This is a genomic window from Desulfonatronum parangueonense (genome assembly GCF_054656975.1).
Window position 1 is genome coordinate 4,185,252 of record NZ_BAAHXH010000003.1, and the last position, 22,262, is coordinate 4,207,513.

19 protein-coding genes and 1 tRNA gene are annotated in these 22,262 nt (G+C 56.0%); 11 read left to right on the forward strand and 9 right to left on the reverse strand.

All coding sequences use genetic code 11. The annotated features are described in order from the left end of the window. Nucleotides 1–3: 3 nt before the first annotated feature. The 3 genes from ACYQ15_RS18685 to ACYQ15_RS18695 form a co-directional block, all read right to left on the reverse strand. Nucleotides 4–768: a 4Fe-4S dicluster domain-containing protein gene (locus tag ACYQ15_RS18685; RefSeq protein ID WP_459939006.1), complete on the reverse strand. Its 765-nt coding sequence runs from the start codon at nt 766–768 to the stop codon at nt 4–6. After that, nucleotides 768–2,957: a molybdopterin-containing oxidoreductase family protein gene (locus tag ACYQ15_RS18690; RefSeq protein ID WP_459939007.1), complete on the reverse strand. Its 2,190-nt coding sequence runs from the start codon at nt 2,955–2,957 to the stop codon at nt 768–770. The genes ACYQ15_RS18685 and ACYQ15_RS18690 overlap by 1 nt, the downstream gene beginning before the upstream one ends. A 308-nt stretch (nt 2,958–3,265) precedes the next feature. After that, on the reverse strand, nt 3,266–3,607 hold the full coding sequence (locus ACYQ15_RS18695; RefSeq protein ID WP_459939008.1) for a c-type cytochrome: 342 nt from the start codon (nt 3,605–3,607) through the stop codon (nt 3,266–3,268). 651 nt (nt 3,608–4,258) lie between these two features. On the opposite strand from ACYQ15_RS18695, the gene ACYQ15_RS18700 reads away from it, so the two are divergent. The 8 genes from ACYQ15_RS18700 to ACYQ15_RS18735 all read left to right on the forward strand — a co-directional run bounded on the left by ACYQ15_RS18700 (nt 4,259) and on the right by ACYQ15_RS18735 (nt 10,548). After that, nucleotides 4,259–5,599, forward strand: coding sequence for a sigma-54 interaction domain-containing protein (locus tag ACYQ15_RS18700; protein WP_459939621.1), 1,341 nt, complete (start codon nt 4,259–4,261; stop codon nt 5,597–5,599). Continuing rightward, entirely contained in the window at nt 5,596–6,633 is a 1,038-nt protein-coding gene (tsaA, locus tag ACYQ15_RS18705) for a tRNA (N6-threonylcarbamoyladenosine(37)-N6)-methyltransferase TrmO (protein WP_459939009.1), read from the forward strand. Before ACYQ15_RS18700 ends, tsaA begins: the two co-directional genes overlap by 4 nt. Nucleotides 6,634–6,959: 326 nt before the next feature. Next, nucleotides 6,960–7,571 carry an NAD(P)H:quinone oxidoreductase gene (gene wrbA, locus ACYQ15_RS18710; RefSeq protein WP_459939010.1) on the forward strand — a complete coding sequence of 204 codons (612 nt, stop codon included), beginning with the start codon at nt 6,960–6,962 and terminating at the stop codon, nt 7,569–7,571. Between the two features lie 70 nt (nt 7,572–7,641). Continuing rightward, nucleotides 7,642–7,717, forward strand: a tRNA-Ala gene (locus ACYQ15_RS18715). A 552-nt stretch (nt 7,718–8,269) separates the two neighbouring features. Then, nucleotides 8,270–8,392, forward strand: coding sequence for a hypothetical protein (locus ACYQ15_RS18720; protein WP_459939011.1), 123 nt, complete (start codon nt 8,270–8,272; stop codon nt 8,390–8,392). Then, nucleotides 8,370–9,077, forward strand: coding sequence for a hypothetical protein (locus tag ACYQ15_RS18725; RefSeq protein WP_459939012.1), 708 nt, complete (start codon nt 8,370–8,372; stop codon nt 9,075–9,077). The genes ACYQ15_RS18720 and ACYQ15_RS18725 overlap by 23 nt, the downstream gene beginning before the upstream one ends. A 10-nt stretch (nt 9,078–9,087) precedes the next feature. Further along, the gene (locus ACYQ15_RS18730) at nt 9,088–9,801 is read left to right on the forward strand and encodes a hypothetical protein (protein ID WP_459939013.1); all 714 of its coding nucleotides are present in this window, start codon (nt 9,088–9,090) and stop codon (nt 9,799–9,801) included. A 57-nt stretch (nt 9,802–9,858) separates the two neighbouring features. Further along, nucleotides 9,859–10,548 (forward strand): DUF6946 family protein, encoded by a 690-nt coding sequence (locus tag ACYQ15_RS18735; RefSeq protein WP_459939014.1) that lies wholly within the window; start codon nt 9,859–9,861, stop codon nt 10,546–10,548. A 39-nt stretch (nt 10,549–10,587) separates the two neighbouring features. On the opposite strand, the gene ACYQ15_RS18740 is transcribed toward ACYQ15_RS18735, so the two are convergent. Further along, nucleotides 10,588–11,514 carry a DUF7669 domain-containing protein gene (locus ACYQ15_RS18740; protein WP_459939015.1) on the reverse strand — a complete coding sequence of 309 codons (927 nt, stop codon included), beginning with the start codon at nt 11,512–11,514 and terminating at the stop codon, nt 10,588–10,590. Between the two features lie 202 nt (nt 11,515–11,716). Further along, a complete protein-coding gene (locus ACYQ15_RS18745; RefSeq protein WP_459939016.1) occupies nt 11,717–12,736 on the reverse strand; it encodes a type I restriction enzyme subunit R domain-containing protein in 1,020 nt (339 codons plus the stop codon). 73 nt (nt 12,737–12,809) lie between these two features. Here ACYQ15_RS18745 and tnpA point away from each other — a divergent pair, with 73 nt between their 5' ends. The 3 genes from tnpA (at nt 12,810) to tnpC (ending at nt 15,164) form a co-directional block, all read left to right on the forward strand. Further along, a complete protein-coding gene (tnpA, locus tag ACYQ15_RS18750; RefSeq protein WP_459935682.1) occupies nt 12,810–13,157 on the forward strand; it encodes an IS66 family insertion sequence element accessory protein TnpA in 348 nt (115 codons plus the stop codon). Then, complete coding sequence (gene tnpB / locus ACYQ15_RS18755; RefSeq protein ID WP_459935681.1) at nt 13,154–13,507, forward strand: IS66 family insertion sequence element accessory protein TnpB; 354 nt, start codon at nt 13,154–13,156, stop codon at nt 13,505–13,507. Before tnpA ends, tnpB begins: the two co-directional genes overlap by 4 nt. Before the next feature lie 70 nt (nt 13,508–13,577). Further along, nucleotides 13,578–15,164, forward strand: coding sequence for an IS66 family transposase (gene tnpC / locus ACYQ15_RS18760; RefSeq protein ID WP_459936962.1), 1,587 nt, complete (start codon nt 13,578–13,580; stop codon nt 15,162–15,164). On the opposite strand, the gene ACYQ15_RS18765 is transcribed toward tnpC, so the two are convergent. Genes ACYQ15_RS18765 through ACYQ15_RS18780 form a run of 4 tightly spaced genes read right to left on the reverse strand, consistent with a single transcriptional unit; the run spans nt 15,112 to nt 22,221 of the window. Further along, nucleotides 15,112–17,235 carry a type I restriction endonuclease subunit R gene (locus tag ACYQ15_RS18765; RefSeq protein WP_459939017.1) on the reverse strand — a complete coding sequence of 708 codons (2,124 nt, stop codon included), beginning with the start codon at nt 17,233–17,235 and terminating at the stop codon, nt 15,112–15,114. The genes tnpC and ACYQ15_RS18765 overlap by 53 nt on opposite strands. Beyond that, a complete protein-coding gene (locus ACYQ15_RS18770) occupies nt 17,232–18,650 on the reverse strand; it encodes a restriction endonuclease subunit S (RefSeq protein WP_459939018.1) in 1,419 nt (472 codons plus the stop codon). The genes ACYQ15_RS18765 and ACYQ15_RS18770 overlap by 4 nt, the downstream gene beginning before the upstream one ends. Further along, nucleotides 18,647–20,446, reverse strand: coding sequence for a GmrSD restriction endonuclease domain-containing protein (locus ACYQ15_RS18775; protein ID WP_459939019.1), 1,800 nt, complete (start codon nt 20,444–20,446; stop codon nt 18,647–18,649). The genes ACYQ15_RS18770 and ACYQ15_RS18775 overlap by 4 nt, the downstream gene beginning before the upstream one ends. Beyond that, nucleotides 20,446–22,221 carry an HsdM family class I SAM-dependent methyltransferase gene (locus tag ACYQ15_RS18780; RefSeq protein ID WP_459939020.1) on the reverse strand — a complete coding sequence of 592 codons (1,776 nt, stop codon included), beginning with the start codon at nt 22,219–22,221 and terminating at the stop codon, nt 20,446–20,448. Before ACYQ15_RS18780 ends, ACYQ15_RS18775 begins: the two co-directional genes overlap by 1 nt. Between the last annotated feature and the right edge of the window lie 41 nt (nt 22,222–22,262).

The following is a 22,262-nucleotide window of genomic DNA, read 5'->3' on the forward strand; positions in this document are numbered from 1 at the left end:
CTCTCATGGCGCACCTCGATCCTGTTCGGTTGCTGACGGTTCATGATCGGTCTCATCGGGATCGGGCGCAAAGGCCTGTTTGGCCCACATGGCGGCCACGCCCAGAGCGGAGAGACCCACCGCGACCTTGACCACCGGGTTGATCAGCGAAGCCATGGAGGCGTATGCCGCCGGAAACTGCACATCAGCAGGCCAGTCGGCCGGTTCGGTGGCCGTGAGATAGTACATGTTGGGCTGGGTATCGATGTTTCGGCTGGTCACCCGAACCGTGGGCTTGTCCCGCAACAGCCTGGAAACTTCGCTTTCCGGATCGTTCAGATCACCGAAGACCCGGGCCTTGGTCGGGCAGGTATCCACGCAGGCCGGGACCAGGCCCCGGGCCAGACGTCCGGCGCTGAAGCAGAAGTCGCATTTAACGGGTACGCGTTTGACCGGATCACGGAAACGGGCGTCGTAGGGGCAGGACCTGATGCATTTGCCGCAACCGATACACATCGCTTCATTGACATGAACAATCCCGGTTTGAGGATCCTTGAACGTGGCTCCGCTGGGGCAGGCCTGAACGCAGGTGGGGACATCGCACTGCATGCATCCGCCGGGCTGGAAGTGGGTTCGAGTGAGCTTGCCCCTGGAAAAGTCGGGAGTCGTGTGCTTGATCCAGTTGCGCCAGTACCCGTTGGGAACGTTGTTCTGGACCTTGCAGGAGACCATGCATCCCTTGCAGTCGATGCAGACCGACGAGTCGACCACCATGGCGTATTTTTTCATCAGCTCAACCTCCTGCTGACGGTGACAAGGGTTTCATGCATGGCCATGTTGCCGGAGATGTGATCCGCGTGGTCCTCCAGGACTTCGGCGATGCTGGCGCCGCGTTTGTGGACCAGACGCTGTCCGGGCGAGAGCGCGCCGAATCCCGTGGCCATGTAGACGGTTTGCTCTTCAATGCCTTCAAAGATCCGCAGAGCCAGTTGCACGCGCCCGGCGTCGCTGGTCACGAACACCCGCTCGCCGTCCTTGAGCCCGAGGCCGTCCGCGGCGCGGGGATGCATCCAGAGAGTGTTTTCATCCTTGAATTCGATGAGCAGGGCGTTGTTGGTGTTGCTGTGGGTGAAGAAGGCCGTGCGCCCGACCACGAGCCGGAACTTGCCCTGTTCCCGGCGGGGCGCCTTGTATACCGGCATGGGATCCAGTCCCATGTTCACGTATCGCTGGTTGAAGAGTTCAATCTTCTGGGCCTGGGTCTTCAAGGGCACGTCAAAGTAGATGCCGTAGACCTTGCTCGGGTTGTAGTAGACGCCGTCTTCCCTGATGGCCTGGGCCGCTTCGGGAATGCTTTCCAACTGCCAGGTCCGGTATTCGTCCAAGGTGAAATCGAAGGTTTCCGGAAAGCCGAGCCGCTTGGAAAGCTCCGTGCAGATCCAGAGCATGTCCCGGGACTCGTACATCGCGGGGACCACGGCATCCCGCCAGATGGCACAGGCACAGGCCGAGGAGCCTTGCAGGGCGGAGACCGGATCGTTGCGCTCCAGGAAACTGGGAGAGGGCAGGACCAGGTCCGAGTACCAGGCGGTGTCGGTCATGGCGATGTCCGCGTTGACGATGAAATCAAGATGGTCGAGCATCTCGATGGTCTTGTTGCGATTGGCCGCGGTCTGCATGAAGTTGGTCTTGAAGGTGAACCAGCCGCGGATCGGGTAGGGCTGCTCCTTGATGATCGCGTCGCGCATCAGCTTGAAGGAGCCTTCGTGGTGGATCAGACCGGGAGCCATGCCGTGGTCGATGCGGTCGTCCGGATTGTCGTCGTACCAGGGGATGTCGAAATACGGGGCGCGCACGCCGACTTCACGGGCGGCCAGGATTCCGCCGGGCCGGTCCCAGTTTGCCAGCAGGGCGTTGACAAGGGCCATGGAGCGCCGAATCTGCGTGGAATCCTCGTAATCCGAAGTGCGCCGGCCGGTATAGACCATGGCCGTCGGGGCGGCGGCAGCGATTTCCCTGGCAATGCGCCGAATGTCCTCGGCCGGGATGCCGGTTTCCCCGGCAGCCCATTCCGGGCTGTACTTGCGCGTGTGGGCACGGAATTCTTCCAGGCCGAAAAGCATTTCTTCCGCGTATTCCGGATCGTAAAGCCGCTCGTGAATGATCACGTGGGCCAGGGCCAGGAAAAAGGCCATGTCCGTTCCCGGACGGATGGGATACCATTCGTCGGCCAGGGCCGCGGTCTTGGTGTAGCGCGGATCCAGCACTACCATCTTGCAGCCGTTCTTGCGGGCTTCCATCAGGTCGGTGGTGTCCGGGGTGATGATGGCCTCGTAAGGGTTGGCGCCGGCGATGATGATGTACCTGGTGTACAGCACGTCCGGGTAGGGCGTTTCGCCGAAGGTGTCCAGGTAAGCCCGGTGGTTGCTCAGCAGGCAGAGGGTTTCGTGGGAGGTGATGTTGTAGGAACCGAAGACCTCGGCAAAACGGATCATGAACTGGGACTGCATGTCCGAGCCCGGAGAGAACATGATTCCGCTGCGCGTGTACTTTTCGGCAATGCGCTCGAACTGTTCCGCGGTGTGATCCAGGGCCTGTTCCCAGGTGATTCGCTGCCATTTGCCTTCGCCACGGGCGCCTTTGCGCAGCAGGGGGGTCTTCAGGCGATCCGGATCATAGATGTGGGCCGTGGCGGCATTGCCGCGGGCGCAGAGCATGCCTCTTGATTTCAGGAATTTGGGATTGGGATCCAACTTGATCACTCGCCCGTTGCGGACCCGGGCGATCATGCCACAGCGATTGAAGCACATGTCGCAGGCCGTGAAGTGATCGCTGATCTCGCCCTGTTGAGGGACAGGGCCCATGGCGTGTCCGGTGGATACAAGGCCCTTCAAGACGAGAACGCCGGCCGCCGCGGTTACGGCCGCGGCCGACGCCTGCAAAAAACCCCGTCTCGAGATTGTTTTCGTGTTTTCCATACCTGGCTCCCTGCCCGGCTTGCCCGCAATTACATCAAGGTGGTGCGGGCAAGCCCGGAGTCGTTCATGGTTCGGTGGCCGTCAAAGACGTAACTGCTCAAAAACCTGCAACAAGCATGGCCTGGATGCACATGGCCTGGATGCCCCCCTTTGCGGGGATGACGCGCTTGGTAAAACGTACCTATTGGAGTCATTCCCGCGAAGGCGGGAATCCAGGGACAAGGGAGTTCAGCCGCGCCCGACCTTTTGGAGCAGTTACTTAAAGACCCATTAGCTGTGGAATGTTGAAGATTCGGTTGCCGAAGCCCTTAGCCGCACTTGGCAGGGGTCGGAGAATCCTGGGCGCCGTCGTGAACATACTGCAAAATGTCCATACGGTCCTGGTCTGACAAATCTCCCCAATGTCCGGCACAGGGCAGTTCAGTGTAGTTTTCGAAGACCTGCTTCCATTCGGCCTGTGTTTTGGAATCCGGGCCGAGATATTGTGCAGGAATTTCACCTACCGGATTTTCCATATGGCAGGGGCGACAGTTTTGGCGGTAAAGAAAACGTCCCTTGCGGGCGTTGCCGAATTCGCTGGCCACGGAAATGCCGACATATGAAGCCAAAATGACGGCCGTTGCGATTCCCATCAGTGTCTGCCTTTTCATTGGTCCGCTCCTTTGTTTATGTGTTGCTGGATTGGTTGCGGGATGATGCATTTCATACGTTGCTTTTACATTATCTAAGCAGAATACATGCCATGTTCGCTGAGAACTTTATCTATGCTTATTTATTGGATAATATTTTTTGGGAGTCGCGGTGGCGAGGCTCTTTGACGTGTTCTGGATTGACAGGTGATTAATCATGTCGCATACGTTTATCACACATGTTAACAGTCCGTTGAAAATTCCCAATAGTTGCCTCACCGCAAAAAGTTCAACTTTCGCGTATGGTTGAATACGCTTTGCCCTAGATTGGATTGCCAGCCCGGCAAATCGAAAATACGGCAAAGCCACAGCCCGAAGGGTCCGGACACGGGACGTGTTCAGGTAGCTTTTTTGCTCCGTGCACTTGGGGTTTTTTCAGCAGAATGTGGATAAGGACTTTCAACACTCAGTTCAATTATTCGCCTGAATCCGGCTCGCCTTGTTTGCGCCTCGCAAGCGTTCTCGCCGCCGGCTTCATGGTCACGAATTTTTGCCCGAAACCTTGGAGTATTCATGCAATTACGAACATATGGGGATGATGGAGACTGTCTGGACAGCCAAGACACGAAATTTTTCCCTTTTGATGCGCATTGGAGCAAAATCGTGGATGTCATGCAGGAAGGGCTGTTGCTGGTGGACACAAACGGAACCATTCGCTTGGTCAACAAGGCCTTGGAGGACATAACCGGCTATTCCCGTGAAGAACTTGTGGATTCGTCCTGTACAATTTTTAATTGCGATGCCTGCCTGCGGATTCGTTCAGACGCCCAGAGCGCATGGTGCAAGCTTTTCGAGAGGGGGAAGTTTGTCCGCAGGAAATGCAACGTGATGCGCAAGGACGGTACGTATGTCACCATCCTGAAAACGGCATCCGTGCTTTTCGCGGACGACGGAACTCCTTTGGGCGCCGTGGAAACCCTGACCGACATTACCGAACTGGATCGCAAGGAAACGGAACTGCAGCAGCTGTCGCGCCTTCTGGATGACAATACCATTTTTCATGGCATGGTGGGGCGATCCGCCAAAATGCACAAGATTTTCAAGCTGATCGAAAAGGCCGCCCAGAGCGACGCGCCGGTCTTTATTTGCGGCGAGTCGGGTACGGGCAAGGAGTTGGTGGCCAGAGCAATCCACGACCTTGGACCGCGCTCCGAAGAGCCTTTTGTGCAGTTCAACTGCGCGGCCTTGAACGAGGCCCTGTTGGAGAGCGAGCTGTTTGGGCACGTCAAGGGCGCGTTCACCGGAGCCTTCCGGCACCGCAAAGGACGTTTCGAGGCGGCGCACGGCGGGGACATTTTCCTGGATGAGATCGGCGATTTGCCAATGTCCGTTCAGGTCAAGCTGCTGCGGGTGCTGGAAACCAAGACCTTCGAGCGGGTCGGCGAAAACCGGCAGCTTTCCGTTGACGTGCGGATCATCACGGCCACCAACAAAATACTTCCCGAACTCATCTATTCCGGAGAATTTCGCGAAGACCTTTTCTACCGGATCAACGTCATCCCCATCCGCCTGCCGGCACTGCGGGAGCGTCAGGAGGACATCCCCCTCCTGGCGGATTTTTTCGTCCAGCGATTGCGCTGCAAGAGCGAAAAGAACATCAAGGGCCTCAGCCCGCGAACCTTGCGCATGTTCATGGACTATTCATGGCCCGGAAATGTGCGCGAGCTGAAGAGCAGTCTGGAATATGCCTTCGTGCTGGCTGATTCCGGGCACATCGAGCCGGAGCACCTGCCCGCAAATTTCCAGACGCCGGAACCTCAGGCCGCCACCCCCGTGAAAAGCCCATCCCAGGAAGACGATCAAAAGTCCCGGTTGATCCAGGCACTGCGCCAGTCCGGAGGCAACAAGTCCGAAGCGGCTCGAATTCTCGGCATAAACCGCGTCACCGTGCTCAATCGGATGCGCAAGTACGGCATTGATCTGAAAAAAGTCATTCATCATTCGAAGACATGAATATCACGCTCACGCCCATCGGCTTTGTGCATTCTCCCCTGAAAACCCTTGCAGACTGTCCCAAGCAGGGACTGGACGGCGGACCGGCAGCTCGGATCGTCGTGGCTTCCGAGTATGCATCCGCCCTTGACGGGCTTGACCCTGGAATGGAAGTCTTAATTATCACCTGGCTGCATCAAGCCCGGCGCGACACGTTGCAGGCCAGGGCCCGCAACAATCCTGACAATCCGCTCACCGGGGTCTTTGCGCTGCGTTCGCCAAACCGGCCAAACCCCGTCGGACTGCACCAGGTCCGGGTCATACGGGTCGAACCGGAAAAGGGCAGTCTGGAGGTTTTTCCCCTTGAGGCCCTGGACGGTACTCCTGTCGTGGACATCAAGCCGGTTCTGGAAAAAAACCGTTCAGACCTTCCTGGCCAAGACACCCCCTACGGCACTCCCTGGGGGCCGCGAATCAGCGCTCGGGAGGGGCAGCTGATCAAGGGGGTGGGGCGGCAGGCCTGGGAAAGGGGATTGATGGCCGGACTCAACGGAAACATCAGCATTCGCCAAGGCGATGCCATGGTCGTTACGGTTTCCGGCTGCGCCAAGGGTCGTCTGCGGCCCGGCGACCTGGCCCGGGTTCATCTTGCCTCGGGAAACCTGCTCGGACCCGGTCAACCGTCAACGGAAGCCGCCCTGCACCGGGCCGTCTATGCATTTCAGCCCAAGGCCCACGCAATCCTGCACGTCCATCCGCCGTATCTGCTGGCCTTGAGCATGATCAGAACCAAGGGCGAGATGCTCGATCTTCCCCTGTTCGAAGCTGATGTCTGGTCCCGAAAAATGATCCGCCTCCCTCCTCTCAACCCGGGATGCGATGAGTTGGCCAAACAGGTGGGCAGGGCAGCCATGGCCTACCCGGCATTGTTCATGGAGAAGCACGGCCTGGTCTGCTGGGGTCGCGACCTGAACGAGGCCCTTTCCCTGGCCGAGGAACTGGAAAGCCTGGCGCGGATCGTCTTTCTGCAGTCATCGATGGCAAAACAGACGTGAGCCTGTTTGCGCGGGAATTCTTTGGGCGCCGATGTGTATCTATTCAGCAAATCCGCGAAAAAGATCTGGATACCGGCGTTCGCCGGTATGACTGTATAGATGCAGCTTGCCACGATAAGTCATTCCGGCGAAAGCCGGAATCCAGTGCAGGTGAATGGCCACCCTCCGGATGAACCGAATAGTTACGCCGATGTTTACATTGATGTTGATCGGCTTATGTTTCTTGACTTCGGATCGATACTCTGAATCATCTTCCTTGATTACGTCCGTGTCGCGGGAATTCCGTCTTGGGAACCTGAATCAAATCCTAAACGAAGGAGCAGACCATGAAAGCATTGATCGTCTACTATTCCATGTACGGCCACATCCACGCCTTGGCCCAGGGCATTCTTGAGGGAGTCCGTCAGGTCCCTGGCGCCGAGGTCGATTTTCGCCGCGTCCCGGAAACCCTGTCCGACGACATTCTGGCGAAAATGGGCGCTACGGAGGCTCAGAAGAAACTGCAGGAAGTTCCGGTCTGCACCGTGAATGATCTGGCCGAAGCCGACGCCATCTTCTTCGGCACGCCGACAAGGTACGGCAACATGTGCGGCCAGATGCGCCAGTTTCTGGATGCCACCGTGGGGCTCTGGGCCGAGGACAAACTGGTCGGCAAGGTAGGCAGCGTCTTCACCAGTTCAGCCACCCAGCACGGCGGCCAGGAAACCACGATCCTGACCTTCATCCCCTTTCTGATGCATATGGGCATGATCACCGTAGGACTGCCGTACTCGTTCAAGGGACAGACGCGAATGGACGAAATCACCGGCGGATCGCCCTACGGCATCTCCACCATCGTCGGCCCCAAGGGCGAACGCATGCCCAGCGAAAATGAACTCGAAGGCGCCAGATTCCAAGGGCGACACGTGGCGGAAATCGCCTCTAAATTGATCCGATAATTTTTTTTCTCCATCAAGTGTTTCCCGCTTGACATCTTCGCAAATTCGGATAAATTCCACTTCTTCGCACGGGGCTGTAGCTCAGCTGGGAGAGCGCTTGAATGGCATTCAAGAGGTCAGCGGTTCGATCCCGCTCAGCTCCACCAAGAAAATCAAAGGGTTAGGTCAATATGGCCTAACCCTTTTTTCGTGCAATATGTAATCTGTCCCGCTTCTGTCCCGCGATTCTTGATCGATAGGGGCAGGGGTTTTACAAGCTCTCGGTATCCGCAATACTCTTTCCCCGAGATTTCCTGTTCTGATTTACCCCAGCCGCCCTTGGCCTCCAGACCGCCCACGCCAGTGCCGAGGCTGTTACGGTCACTTGGTATGGGCCCGGCATGCCACCACACAATGCGACCCCCCCATACCCACCACGCTCGCCCCGATCCCAAACGCCGCCACTCGTCCATCCCGTTCCAGGGGCACACTGAACCCAGCCAGCAGTAGGTTGATGCCCGCACAGGGCAACCTCGCGCCTCGGAGGATGGTCACCAGCCAAAAGAGAAATCGGCCCATCCCGGAAGGACTGGCGTCTGTTTCGTGACGGAAGTGCTTTTCTATCCACTGCGTAGGCGAAGGTCTGCTCGAGGAGTGCATGAAAGACAAACTTGTTCCCGCAGCCGCTTCCGGCTATCGGTTAGTCTAGGAGTTGCACCATGTCCTATCATCCAGTCGGATATCGACCAGCCCAGCCTGGACGCCTCACCAAGCGTTCCTCAGACTGCTGCTTTATCCTTTTTGATCCGGAGCACACCCATGTGGAATCCCAGAACTTCTGAAGACCGCCTCATTGCCCAATATCTGAGGGCCAACCCTGGCCTGCTGTTCCTGGAAGTCGAGGTTGGCCAGGGTGACGAGCAGTGCGGCCCGAGGCGGCTTGATGGCTTGCTGATCCCTGGCGGTGAGACTCATGTCCGCGCCCAGAGTTCATATAGACGTGACGACATCGCCGCCGCCGTGCAGGGGCAGCATGTTCACGTGCTTGAGGCGAAGCGAAAGCTGAACCGAACCGTGATCGGTCAGGTACAGGTGGGCATGGCATTATTCAGGCGTGACTTCAGCCCGGCATCGGCTCAGGGCGTGGCTGTTTGTGCTTTCGGAAATCCTGACCTGGAGTGGTATTGTCTCGAGCAGGGTATCCAGACGGCCCTGTATCCAGTGGACTTGCCCCCAAAAATAACAGACGGGGATCGGAGTGATGATCGGGTGGATCGGCGCAAGCCACCGGACCCAGGTCGTCGTCAGGCGTTTATGCGGGGCTGGGATGCCGCCGTGGCCGGGACGCTCTACGGGTCTGTCCATGTTGTGAAGACCCACGCGAATATGGGGAACCTGTTCGGGTGGATTTATGGCGACATGTCCGAGGAATTCAGGGATGAGACCTGGGCTCGGTATGTGGAGAATCTTGGGGGGACCAAAACTTGGTGTGGGGATTCATCTGAAACCGAGAATGAAATGGATTAAGGATTGACCGATGTCGAAGGAATCTGCCCTTGAGTTTTTGGCCAAGCTGGAGTCCTATCTCAACAAACGATTGCCGCACCCAGTTGAGATGGCGCAGCAGGTGACAGCGATCGTGAATGGTGCCAAGGAGTTGAATGCCAATCGGCACATGAACTTTCCTGAAGCTGCCTTCCTGAACAATTTCATCATGCCCGCACTGCATGAGTACCTGACTGGCCATTGTCGAATGAGTACCGAGAATGCCAGGCAGTCCCTGCTTTCCGAGTCCTTCAGGAGCTTGCCGGGTATAGCAAGCGGAACCCCGGCACGATCCGAGGTGCATCCTTTTTCAAAAGTGGTCGGGGTCGGTACGCAGCAGATTATCGAACGCTGGAAGAAGCCGGGTCGCGGTAGCGTTGTACAGAGTTGTCCTGATTTTGCCTTGCGGCCACCCAGCCCTTTCAAGATCGTTTTTGAGGGAAAATACTTTTCAGGAGGCAACGTGGAGAAGGGTCTGGCCGACGGGATTTATCAAACCTTCTTCTACAGGGGATTGCCTTTCGTTCCCGAGAAGCCGAGTCATCCTGCCTGGGATTATGATTATGGCTGCTTCCTTGCGTATGACGCCACGCCGGAAGGGTCATTGCTCGATCTCTGGAATTCTCTGGACCAACATGTTAGGTCAAGCTGCTGGGATGGTGCGAATATTTTTGTGATGATCCTTCGGGGTGAAGCTGGGGTGTAGTGACGAGCGTGATCAGGAAGTTGGGATGAAACTTTCCAGATAGACAAGGAGATCTCTTTGGCCAATCGAATCTACATTCCAACCCAATCATTCGAGGACTGGAAACGCCTTCTCGCCCAACCGGACCTTCACTGGAAGGCAGGGTGTTCCGCTATGACTCTGGCCCGGTCATGGGAGGCAGCTCAAGGCTTCCCGCCCGAAGTGGCGGCCACCCTCGCCACGACCGCCAATCCCATCCTGCAGGGCTTGTCCATGTTCATCGCCATCCCGGAATACCAAGTGGCATTGCCTGGCGGGAGGAGGGAGTCGCAGACCGACCTGCTGGTCCTGGCGCGGGGCAAAGAGGGGCTTGTGGCCATCGCCGTGGAGGGGAAGGTGGATGAAAATTTCGGCCCGACAGTTGAGCAGAAACGCGCCGAGAACTCCAGAGGCGTTAACATCCGCCTGCAATTCCTAACGGAATCGCTGGATCTCAGGGAACCAGTCCTCGGCAATATTCGCTATCAGCTGCTTCACCGCACGGTCTCGGCCCTGCTCATCGCCGAACAGTTTTCGGCCAGGGCGGCAGTCATGCTGGTTCACTCCTTCAGCCCGACCAACAAATGGTTTGATGACTTCGCGGCCTTCGCTGCTCTTTTCGGTGTCCAGGCCCGGATAGGTACGCTTTCAGCCCTAGGCATCCGACGCAACCTACCGCTGTTTATCGGGTGGTGCAGTGGGGATCAGAAGTTCCGAGCATCATTATGATCTTTTGAAGATGACGCGCTTTCTTGATTTGTCAGTAACTTATTGCAATTCATTCTCGTCATTTCCTGGGTCATACAATCTGTATTCCCCTTTATCTAGCCTCAGGTATCGATCTACTCCACTGGGGTAATGATGCCTGGATGGATGATTGACGCTATCAGAAATTATTTGGCAACGTATAGTGCTTCTCTTGATTTCTGGTATAGTTTTGTGAATTAAATCAATGATATCTTTCGGGGTGAATGTCTTACTTGTTTCTCCTTTTGTAAACTCTTTGACGCACTCCCACACAATCTGTTTTACTGTTTTAGGTCCTGTCCATCTTGTCAGTGCAGGATCTGGTGTTCGTGAAACAAGATCTTCCAAGCCAACAATATGTTCAGAATTAACGAGTATCTCACCAGATTCCGTTTGAAATATGTGAAATTGAACACAGTTGATATCTACACCGTATACCTGCCTCAAGAAACGCGAAACTTTTGATATGCTTGGCGAGATATCTTCAGCGGCCACGAATAAACGCAGCCTTTGATTCAATGTAGGAAACTCATCCGTCTCAAAAGTATCCAAGAACAACCTTTCTAATCTTGCTTCACCGAGATTTCTATTCATGTAGTTGTCTGCAATTTCATAAATTTTATCATTTGATAAATCATTTGCCCAAGCAGCATACTCAAGCAATTGAGCAACAACTTCTCTTGAAGTCCTTCCTTTTTTTAATTCAATTATTACCAGATTGCCATCTTTATCTAGACCAAGAAGATCAGGAAAAAGCATCCCACACTCTACTGTGCTAGCATTTGCTTGTCGCCCAATAATGATGAGCTGTTCTTGGGCTACAGCCGAAGGACTGCGCTCAAGCCAGCTTTCGAGGTGTTTTTCCAGTTCCAAATTGGTTTTGGTGGCCGGGACCAAAATTGCTCGATCAATGTTGTCTTCAGCGTTGACTAATTTGAATATTGGCATGGGTTGGTCCTGTTATGAATCCTCATTGTGAACATGACAAAGTCATGCTGCGTCAATTCCTGATCCCCTTCTCTCTCATATCATCCAAAAACTCCAACACCGGCAGAAGCCAGGGGTATTCCCGTGCTCTGGTGCAGGCGACGTAGAGGAGGTGACGATTTAAGAGGACGCGAGTTTACTTGGCCATTGCGGCAAATATCCTTCACGCCACCTTTGCCTGCTCTTCCTCGTACGTCAGTCTGAACACCGTATCCGTCACCCAGCGCCGGAAGCTTTCGTTGTCCATGAACTGCTTGAACATCTCGGTATCGTCCTTGATCAATGCGGTCATGACCCGGAGCAGGGCCTTGTCGTGTTCGATGCGGGCGTTTTCCTTGTCCGAGTTTTGCTGAGCGTTACGAAAGGCTGCGTCCTCGGCCACCTTTTCCGGGATGGTTTCGGTGATCAGCTTGCGGACCCGGTCCGCGTCCTGCCATGGGATATCGCCGAAGTGCTCGTTGAAGACTTTGAGGATGTTGGTGAGTCGGTCCAATTCAGGTTCCGGCTTATGCCCTCCACCCGTGGTCGGTACGGGCTCGATCTCCGCGTCCTGGTCCGGCAGGATGATCTTTTGCATGGCCTTTTTTTCAACCCGGTAGCTGTCCATGTCGATGGCTTCAAGGATGCCTTTGGACAGGTCTTCCTCCTTGGGCGCGGGGAGTTTGGGGACCAGGAAGTTCAGGAAGATGGAACGTTTCTCCCACTCGGCATTGGTGTAGGGCAGCACTGAGGATAGGAACCCGTAGGCCCGCAGAAAGCCCTTGGCCTTGCCCTTGAAGTCCACCTGCCCGTCCTCGTCCAGTTCGCTCAAGTAGATGGCCACGCAGGCGTCCAGGATCGGGTCCAGCCGGTCTCGCTCGGCTCCGCCCAGATAGAGGGCCGTGAAGTCGTCCACCTGGATCTGGGTATAGACCTGGGCGTTGTCCAGGTCGGCCTGGAGGTCGTGGAGTCGGTTGGGATCCGTGGAGTCGGCCAGGATAGTGGCCCGGTAAAAGGGCTCGAAGGACTTCTGGATCGAGTCCAGGTCGTTGACGAAGTCCAGGATGCAGGTGTCGTGCTTTTGCGGATGGGAGCGGTTCAGCCGGGAGAAGGTCTGCACGGCCTTGATTCCGGAGAGGGTTTTGTCCGCGTACATGGTGTGCAGCAGCGGCTCGTCGTAGCCGGTTTGGTACGTAAGCGTCAAAACAGCTACTTCTTACAGCATGCCTCCATTTCTGCCATAGGATTCTTCTCATCAACCTTTGAGGAGGAATCAAATGGCAATCAGCAATCGTAGGTCAGATCCCGAGAAGGCCAATTTCTGGCGCGAGCATGTAGCCAAGTGGCGGGCAAGCGGTTTTTCTCAGGCGGAGTACTGTCGTCAGAACTGCGTTTCCATCAAATCACTGGGATATTGGAAGCGCCGGTTCGAACGTGACCGACAGCCTTCTTTGCCTCCTGTCATCGTTCCCGTCCCACGGCAGCACCTCGTCCCGCCCAGCCCTCGGCAAGATGAGGGGGCTTTGCGTGTCCACCTTGGTCATCGCTTCACGGTGGAGATCTGCGGAGACTTTAGCGTGCCAGTACTGGAAAAGCTTGTTCGCACCTTGGAGCAGCTCCGATGACGCTTCTGGGATCGGCAACCACGGTCAACCTGGTCCTGGGAGCGACGGACATGCGCAAGTCCATCAACGGCCTCTCGCTAATAGTGGCAGACCACTTGGAGCGAGACGTCTTCTCCGGGCATCTCTTCGTTTTTTGCAATCAGTCCAGAACCATCATCAAAATCTTGTATTGGGACCGCAACGGGTTTTGTCTCTGGCAGAAACGACTGGAGATGCACCGTTTCCACTGGCCCAATTCCGAACAAGACGTCCTGGAGATGGAACCTCGCCAACTTCAATGGCTGCTGGACGGACTCGATCTGAAGCAGATTTCTGGCCATCCAGAGCTGAAATATTCAAATTTAAGCTAATTTCTGAATTATATAATAGTTAGCATAAATTTATTGACATTTATAGAGATTTTATCTATTTATCTAGGCCATGGACGCAGTTTCATTGCCAGATAACCTTGATTCACTCAAGGCCATCATCGCGGACAAGGACTCCTACATCTCCCAACTCGAGGAGCAAGTCCGCCTGCTCAAATCGCTGCATTACCAATTCAAATCCGAAAAAGCCAAACTCCGCAACAGACAGGGCCAGCTCAGCTTGTTCAATGAAGCGGAGCTGGTCGCATTGGAACTCGAAAAGCAGGCCGAGGAAAGCTCAGCTGCTGAAGAATTGGAAACGGTCGATGCGCATACCCGCAGAAAAAGAGGGCGCCGTCCTCTCTCCCCTGACTTGCCTCGGCTCGACCGGGTTCACGACATTGCTGATGATGCGAAAATCTGCCCCTGCGGCTGTGCCCTGAAAAAGATCGGTGAAGAGGTCAGTGAAAAGCTGGACGTCATCCCCCAGAAAATCCAGGTCATCCGTCATATCCGACTCAAATACGCCTGCCCGGCCTGTGAAGGAGTCGAAGACGACGGTCCCACCGTAAAAATAGCTCCCATGCCCCCGCAGATCATCAATCAGGGCATCGTCACCGCAGGGCTGTTGGCCTACATCTGCGTGAACAAATTCGTGGACGGCCTGCCTCTGTATCGCCAGGAACAAATATTCGCCCGGATCGGCGCGGCGATTTCCAGAGCTACCATGTCGGGATGGATGATCCTTGCCGCGAATGCCTGCAAGGTGCTTATGGACATGATGATCGAAGAGCTCCGATATGGCGACATCCTTAACATGGACGAGACCACCGTGCAGGTGTTGCGCGAACCGGAACGGGAAAACACCGCCAAATCCTTCATGTGGGTGGCCAGGGGAGGGCCGCCGGGAAGCCCAATTGTCACCTTTCACTATGACCCAAGTCGAGGCGGAAAAGTCGCCGAGTACATCCTGGGTGACTTCAAAGGCTATCTGCAGACCGACGGCTACGCCGGCTACAATGCCGTGGGGGCCAGACCCGGCATCATTCATGTTGGCTGCATGTTCCACGTGCGCAGCAAGTTCATGGACGTGATCAAGGCAGGAGCCAAAAACAAAAATGGAACCGCTGTCACGATCATCAACCTGATCGGCAAGATCTATAAGATCGAAAAGCAGGCCCGGATAGACAAGTTGAACCCGGATCAGATCAAGGCCTTGCGTCAGGAGCACACCAAGCCGATCATGGATAAAATCAAGGCCATCCTGGATGAACGGGTCCTGACTACCCCGCCCAAAGGCCTGCTGGGGAAAGCCATTACTTACGCCCTCGGCCAGTGGAGTCGCGTCGTGGTTTTCCTCGAAGACGGACGCCTGCGGCCTGACAACAACCTTGCGGAAAACGCCATCCGGCCCTTTGCCGTAGGCAGAAAAAATTGGCTCTTCGCCGGATCCCCTACAGGTGCACATGCCAGTGCGACCATCTATTCCCTCATCGAAACCGCAAAAGCCAACGGGCTCAATCCCTACCTCTACCTCCTGCACGTCTTCACCTCCCTGCCCCAAGCCAAAACCAACACTGAAATCAGACAGCTACTCCCACAAAATCTTACACCTCAAAAACTTGAAGAATTGACTGCTGGAAATTCTGTCCCTTCATAGTCCGCATGACTTGGCAGGAAAAGATGTAGGCGTTCTGACGCTTACTTTGGTACTTGTCCGCGCAGATCAGGAAGCGGTACGGATCTTCCTGGATTTTTTCCGGGATCGCGTTGGAGGGGAAGCCGTTCAGAGAGGCCTCGGTGACGTTCTGGCCGGCAAATTCGTGCTCCCCGGAAAAAGCGACAATGGGCTGATATGCGCTCTTGCGCTCCTTCAGGTAGGCGCGGAAGGCGTGGTAATACTGGATAGCCCGCTGGATGCCGCCCGTGACGACCATGGACCGGGCCTTGCCGCCGATCTTGTTCTGGGCCAGCACCTGGTCGTGGAAATGGTCGATCATGATCTCGGCCTTGAGCCGGATGGCGTAGTCGTGCTCCTCGACATAGCGGCGCAGCTTTTTCTGGGCTTTTTTGGCGTCGAATTCCGGGTCGTCCTCCACGACCTTGGTCAACTTGTAATAGCTTTGCACCGGGATGTAATGGGCCAGTACGTCCAGGATGTAGCCCTCCTGGATGGCCTGTTTCATGGAGTAGGTATGAAAGGCGTGGTATTTGGTGGTGCCGTCGGGCTGGGGATCCGGGGTGCCGAAAATTTCCAGGGTCTTGTTCTTGGGCGTGGCCGTGAAGGCGAAGTAGCTCGCGTTGGGCAGCAGCTTGCGCGACTCCATGATCCGGTTGATCTGATCCTCGAAGGTTTCCTCTTCGCCCTCGGCCCCGGCTTCGGAAAGGGCCTGAGACATGGCCGCGCTGGCCCGTCCGCCTTGGCTGGAATGGGCCTCGTCGATGATCACGGCAAAACGGCGTCCGCGATGCTCGTTGCCGATGGCGGCCAGGACAAAGGGAAAAGTCTGCACCGTACAGATGATGATCTTCTTTCCGGCAACCAGGAATTCGGTAAGCTGCTTGGTCTTGCTGCCCGTGTCCCCGGTGACGGCCCCGATGGTCGCCCCCACCTGGACATACTGTTTGATGGTGTTCCGGAGCTGCTTGTCCAGAATGCGCCGGTCCGTGACCACGATGACCGAGTCGAACACCAACTGTCCGTCCCGGAGGAGGCCGATCAACTGATGCACCAGCCAAGCGATGGAATTGGACTTGCCGCTGCCCGCTGAATGCTGGATCAGGTAGCGCAGTCCCGCGCCGTGCCTGGCGGCATGGGCCAGGAGTTTGCGCACCGCGTCCAGTTGGTGATAGCGCGGCCAGATTTGCGTGCTCTTCTTGCGCCCGGTCTTCTCGTTCTTCTGGACCACCAGTTGGGCGTAGTTCTCCAGGATATTGGTCAGGCTCTCCCTGGTCAGAACCTCCCGCCATAGATAGTCGGTCTTCAGCCCATTCGGATTAGGAGGGTTGCCCGCCCCGTCGTTCCAGCCCTTGTTGAAGGGCAGAAACCAGGAAGCCTTGCCCTTAAGATGGGTGCAGAAGCGGACCTCCTGATCGTCAACGGCAAAATGGGCCGCGCAGCGTCCGAACTCGAACAACTTCTCTTTGGGGTTGCGATCCTTCTTGTACTGCCAGATGGCGTCGTCCACGGTCTGCTTGGTCAGACTGTTCTTCAGTTCAAAGGTGAAAACCGGCAGGCCGTTGACGAACAGAACCAGGTCCAGGGCCAACTGGCTCTCATCCCGGCTGTAGCGCAACTGCCGAGTCACGGTGAAGCGGTTCAGGCCAAAGCGCTTCCTGGCCTTGGGATTGTCCGCAGAGGGCGTTCCATAGAACAGGTCCAGATCATGGGCTCCGTGCCGGATCCCGTGTCGCAAGACATCGATCACCCCGCGCTTGCTGATCTCCCCTTGCAGCCGGGCCAGGAACCTTCGCCGGACTGGCCCTTCCGTATCCAGATCCAGAGACTCGGCAATCTCGGGCTGGCTGGCGCGTAAAAAAGCGGCCAGTTGGACTAGGTCCACGCAATATTCCCGGTCGTAGTCATGGGCATTGCCGCAAATCCATCCCGCCTCACCGTAGCTCCCCAACGGTTCACCCACGGTCCCGGCCCTGGGTGGATCGCACGGCTGTCCGGTCAAGGCCGCGCAGATCAACCGCTCCAGACCACGTTCGGATGTGTCGGTGGTCATGGCTCTACCTCCGCTTCAACAGCATCTCCGTCATCCAGCAATTCCTCGTCAACCTCGTTCAGCGCTTCCTCCACCTCATCCACCACGGCCAACGGATCAACCTCCGGCAACCCCGCCGCAACCTCCCGCACATCAACCTTGCCCGTGACCACGTCGGCAATCAGCCGGGTACGGTACTCGGTGAGCAGGTCGATTTCGCGTTGGGCGCGGGTGATGGTGGTGTCGAGGGTGGAGGTAGCAGATTCTATCGACTCAATGATTTGGTTTTGTTCAATGTGGGGAGGTAAAACGATTTTTCTTGATCCAACCCGGTCAATGTTGAGGTTACCTTGTGTATTTACGGGAGCTTCTTTCAAAAGTTCAGGTCGCATGGCACGAAACATGAAATAAAGGTAGTCTCTTTCGACATCATTTTTTGGCAAGAAACCAACAATACTGTCAGGAAAGCATGCTTCGAAGTCAAGAACGGCAACATCGCCAATGTTGGCGGCTATGGTCATAACAAGTGTTCCTGCTGGAAACATCTTACTAACGTTCAGACCTCTCTCGTTCAAGGTTTGTCTGAATTTTGTGATAGATTTTAAAGCCCTGGCCACTTCACCAGTTTGAATGAATGGATATGGTCCATCATACATTGAAGGATCGTTCCGCGGCCGATGAGTAAATTTCCCCCTTAATATATGTGTAGCCTGTTTTATTCGAACCACCTCCCAATGCTCCGGCACCATGCCTAACCACTCAACGCCTGAATCCTTCAGCGGAACATTGGGATCAAGGCCGCGTGTGACGGCGTGGTGGATGATGACCTGCTTCTGCTCGTTCAGCAACGTGATCAGCTTCCGCTTCGCCCGGATCAGGCGGCGGATACGGCGGTCCATGTAGTCGAGGTAGCGAACGATGGCGGTTTGTTCGGGGAGGGGGGGGATGGGGGCAGGCATTCTCCTGAAATGCACAAAATCAAGATTCTGGCGTAATCCAGAGCCATAACCGTAAATTCCTTTAGTTATGTCCCATACATTCAGAAGATGGTATCCATAGTCAGGTAGTATACCTTTTAAAGTTTTTAAGCATAGATAAGCAGATGTGATTATTCCACAAGTAATGACTTGTCCGACACGCAAACTGTTATGGTCATTTTGGAGGTCTGTTGTTCGAAGGATGATGTCTCCTGGATTAACGATTTGATATGTCTCGAAGGATTCCGGTACAAGCCCGTGCAATTTTTCGGGGGGTTTAACAATTATTCGACCATAGCTGAGTGAAAGCACAGTGTTTTCTTTCATTCCTGTATTACGTTTACAGGACGGCCTGAAAACACCAAGAGTCGGTTTTACCTCCCAATGCTCCGGCACCTCCCCCATCCATTCAACACCGGGATCCTTCATTTTTGGATATGGTTTAAGGTCGGAAGTCATGACAGCACCTCAAACCACTGCTTGATCCTCAACCCCATCAGACGACGACGTTCGGCCAGGAACGTGTCGTAATCCGGCTGTGCATCATCCAGCATTGAAAGCGGCACACAGTTTTCGGCAAGGTTCTGTCGGAGCGTCATCTCATCCGTGATGCCCCCGTACCGACGCTTTCCACCGTTGATCTGCTCCTTGATCTGCTCGAAGTAGACTTCAGGCGACTTGTCGCCGATGGTGATGTTGATCTCGCTCTGAGCAATCACGAAGTTGGCGATCTGGTTGTACCGGCCACGGTTGAGCCCCATCTTCTTCAGGTGCTTGCGTGGAAAGACGTGATGTTTGTCCCCCCGGTTCAGCAACAGATCCCGAACCGTGATGTCCGTGGACAGAAAGCCCTTGTCACCGAGCCGGGCCTGGGCGGCTTGGTAAGCAATGAAGTATGGGCTTTGGGCTGAAGATGTGTCCATGAGTTGCGGCAGCATCCCGGTCCAGAAGGTGGCCGGGAGTTCGTTCTCGATGACAGCTTCAGCATATTTTTGAAGCCCTTGGCTTGCTATCTGACGAATATCAACGTCAAAAGCTGTTTCCGGGTTGCCGGAGTAGCGACCCGTCAGGATGGACATGGCGTACCAGCGACGGACCAGACGCTCGATGTCGTCAGGTGACATGCCTTCGGAACGTCCACGGAGATAGACGATGTAGGCGAAATTGACCGCATTGCGACTGCGGATCAACGAACTCGTCAGAAACCCGATGGAACGCAGTGTCATCGTCAGACGGTCGAAATGGGTCTTTTTGATGAAGGCGAGGATGCCGTTCTTGAGTTTGGCAAATGAGGCTTCGGCAATGGCCTCTTCGTATTCCCGCGTTTCGAAATTCCGGCCAGAGAGCAGAGCCACCAGATCCTGGAGTTTCCCCCGTCCGAATTCCGAAGTAAATGCAACCCGGAGCATGTCCGTGTAGGTGGGGTCGTAGAGATCGTCGTTGACGTCCTTGATCCATTGCATCTGGGGGAAAAACTCGGATTGCACGAAGGCCGGATCGCCTTTCTTGATTTTCGATAAGAACTCGGGGGCGACTGCAAGGTGGCAGAAGTAGTCGATGGCCTTGCGAAGCATGTTCCCGCCAAACGTCTCGTTGACGGCGATCTTGGACATGGCGAAGTCGGCCTGGGAAAGTTCCGTGCCAGCGGAGTTCACTCGAATAAAAATTTCCGTGACCGTCTCGATATCCAGGTCTTCCGCCAGCTCGATCAGTCCCACATGGTTGTTGATAATCTTGCCGACTTTTTGCAAAACCTTGCCGATGGTTTTGCGATCTAATCCGGGATTGCGCTCGACATACTGCTCCGTCAGTTCAATCAGGTCGGCATCCGGGCCGAAGATTGCAGTAACGTCGTCAATCCATGCGCTGTCCTTGGCAATGACAGGGTTGCGAACCTCAAAGCGCTCTTCGCAGGGGTGAAAGGCGATCCGGATTGGGACGGTCTCATAATCCTTTGTCAGAACCTCCTGGCCGAGCATGGCTGCCATGAGCGCCGTTACGCGCTGCTGACCGTCGATCAGGATGCGTTTCCCTGCTGATGGAGAGCCGTCCTTGAGTTTAACTGTGGGGTTGCGCCAGGAGATGAGGTAGCCGACCGGATATCCGCGGTATAGGGAATCCAGCAGATTGCGGACCTTGGTTGCTTCCCAGACAAAAGGGCGCTGGATTTCTGGAATGGCGATTTCACCAGATTTGACCCAGATGAGCAGCGTCTCGATGGGATGGGGCGTGACCGAATAACGTTGCGTGGACATCAGCGCCCACCTCCGACTATCTCCTCAAGCAATCCTCCAGTTTCCTTCTCCAGAGCCAGGATGTCGGCTCGGATTTCCTCCAGGGTGCGCAGGGGTTGGGGCTTGTAGAAGTAGCCGATCTTGACGCTGTCCGGGACGTACCAGGCGTCAGGGGCGTGGGGCAGGACTTCGCGTTGCAGGAATGCCTCTATACCGCCCTGTTCCAGGAGCGGGATTTGCTCCGTGTCCCGCAACTCGCTATCCGGCTCGTATTCCACGATCACGCCCTTGCCGTTGCGCTTGACCGGAAAGAGGCCTTGCAGGGGCGCGGGCTCGGCCTTCTCCGGCTTGTGGATCCTGGCGATGACCTCCTTGGCCTTTTCATCGCGCTGGGCCAGGGTGTTTTGGAGCAGCTTCTTGACCCTGGCGGTCAGCTTCACGCCCATGGCTTCGGCCAGCTTGGCGATGCGCTTGGTGAACAGGTTGTAGTCCAGGTGCGGACCGGGGCCGAAGTCCTGGGCAGCTTTGTCCACAAGATCCGCAAGCACATCCTCACCAGCTTCGGCGCAGGCCAGACGGAACTCCCGCAGGCGCTGCTCGCCCAGATTCACCGCCAGACGCAAGGGCCGCTCCACCGTGACCTTCCAGTAGCCGAAGTCCTTGTTCTCAAAAATCTTGGACTGCTCGGTTTCCTCAAAGGCCAGGAAGGTATCGCAGATGCGGGTGATGTCCGCCTCGGACAGCTCGCAGTTCTTCTTGCCCAGGTTCTTGCGCAGGGGCTGATACCAGTTCGTGGCGTCGATAAGCTGGACCTTGCCCTTTCTGTGCTCCGGCTTGCGGTTGGACAGCACCCAGATGTAGGTGGCGATGCCGGTGTTGTAGAACATGTTCAGGGGCAGGGCGACGATGGCCTCCAGCCAGTCGTTCTCGATGATCCAGCGGCGGATGTTGCTCTCGCCCTGGCCCGCGTCCCCGGTGAACAACGAAGAGCCGTTGTGGACCTCGGCGATGCGGCTGCCCAGCTTGGTGGAGCGCTTCATCTTGCTGAGCATGTTGACCAGAAAGAGCAACTGGCCGTCGCTGGAACGGGTGATCAGGGAATACTCCGGATCTCCGCCATGCTCGATGATGAAACGCGGATCATGCATGTCCTTCTTGCCGCCCATCCGCTCCAGGTCGGTCTTCCAGCTTTTTCCATAGGGCGGATTGGAGAGCATAAAGTCGAACTCGCGGGAGGGGAAGGCGTCGTTGGACAGGGTGGAGTGCTCCGGCCCGCCCACAATGTTGTCCGCCGCCTCGCCCTCGCCCTTGAGCAGCAGGTCGGCCTTGCAGATGGCGTAGGTCTCGGCGTTGATCTCCTGGCCATAGAGGTGAGTGGAGACCTGCTTGCCGTGCCGGCTCGCCAGTTCGTGCAGGGTTTCCTCGCCCACGGTGAGCATCCCGCCCGTGCCGCAGGTTCCATCGTAGAGCAGATAGGTGCCGGATTCGATCTGGTCGGCAATGGGCAGGAGGATCAGCAGGGCCGAGAGTTTCACGGCGTCGCGGGGGGTCCAGTGCTCTCCGGCCTCTTCGTTGTTCTCCTCGTTGAACTTGCGCACCAGCTCCTCGAAGATCGTGCCCATGGCATGGTTGTCCAGGCCGGGCTGGCGAACTGACCCGTCATTGTTCAGGACGGGATGAGGACTCAGGTTCACGTCCTGGGACGTCAGCTTCTCAATCAACGTACCCAGGGCATCGGCCTTGGACAGGCGCGGAATCTGGTTTCGAAATTCGAAGTTGTTCAGGATGTCCTGCACATTGGGCGAGAACCCGTCCAGGTAGGCCTCGAAGTCGGCCT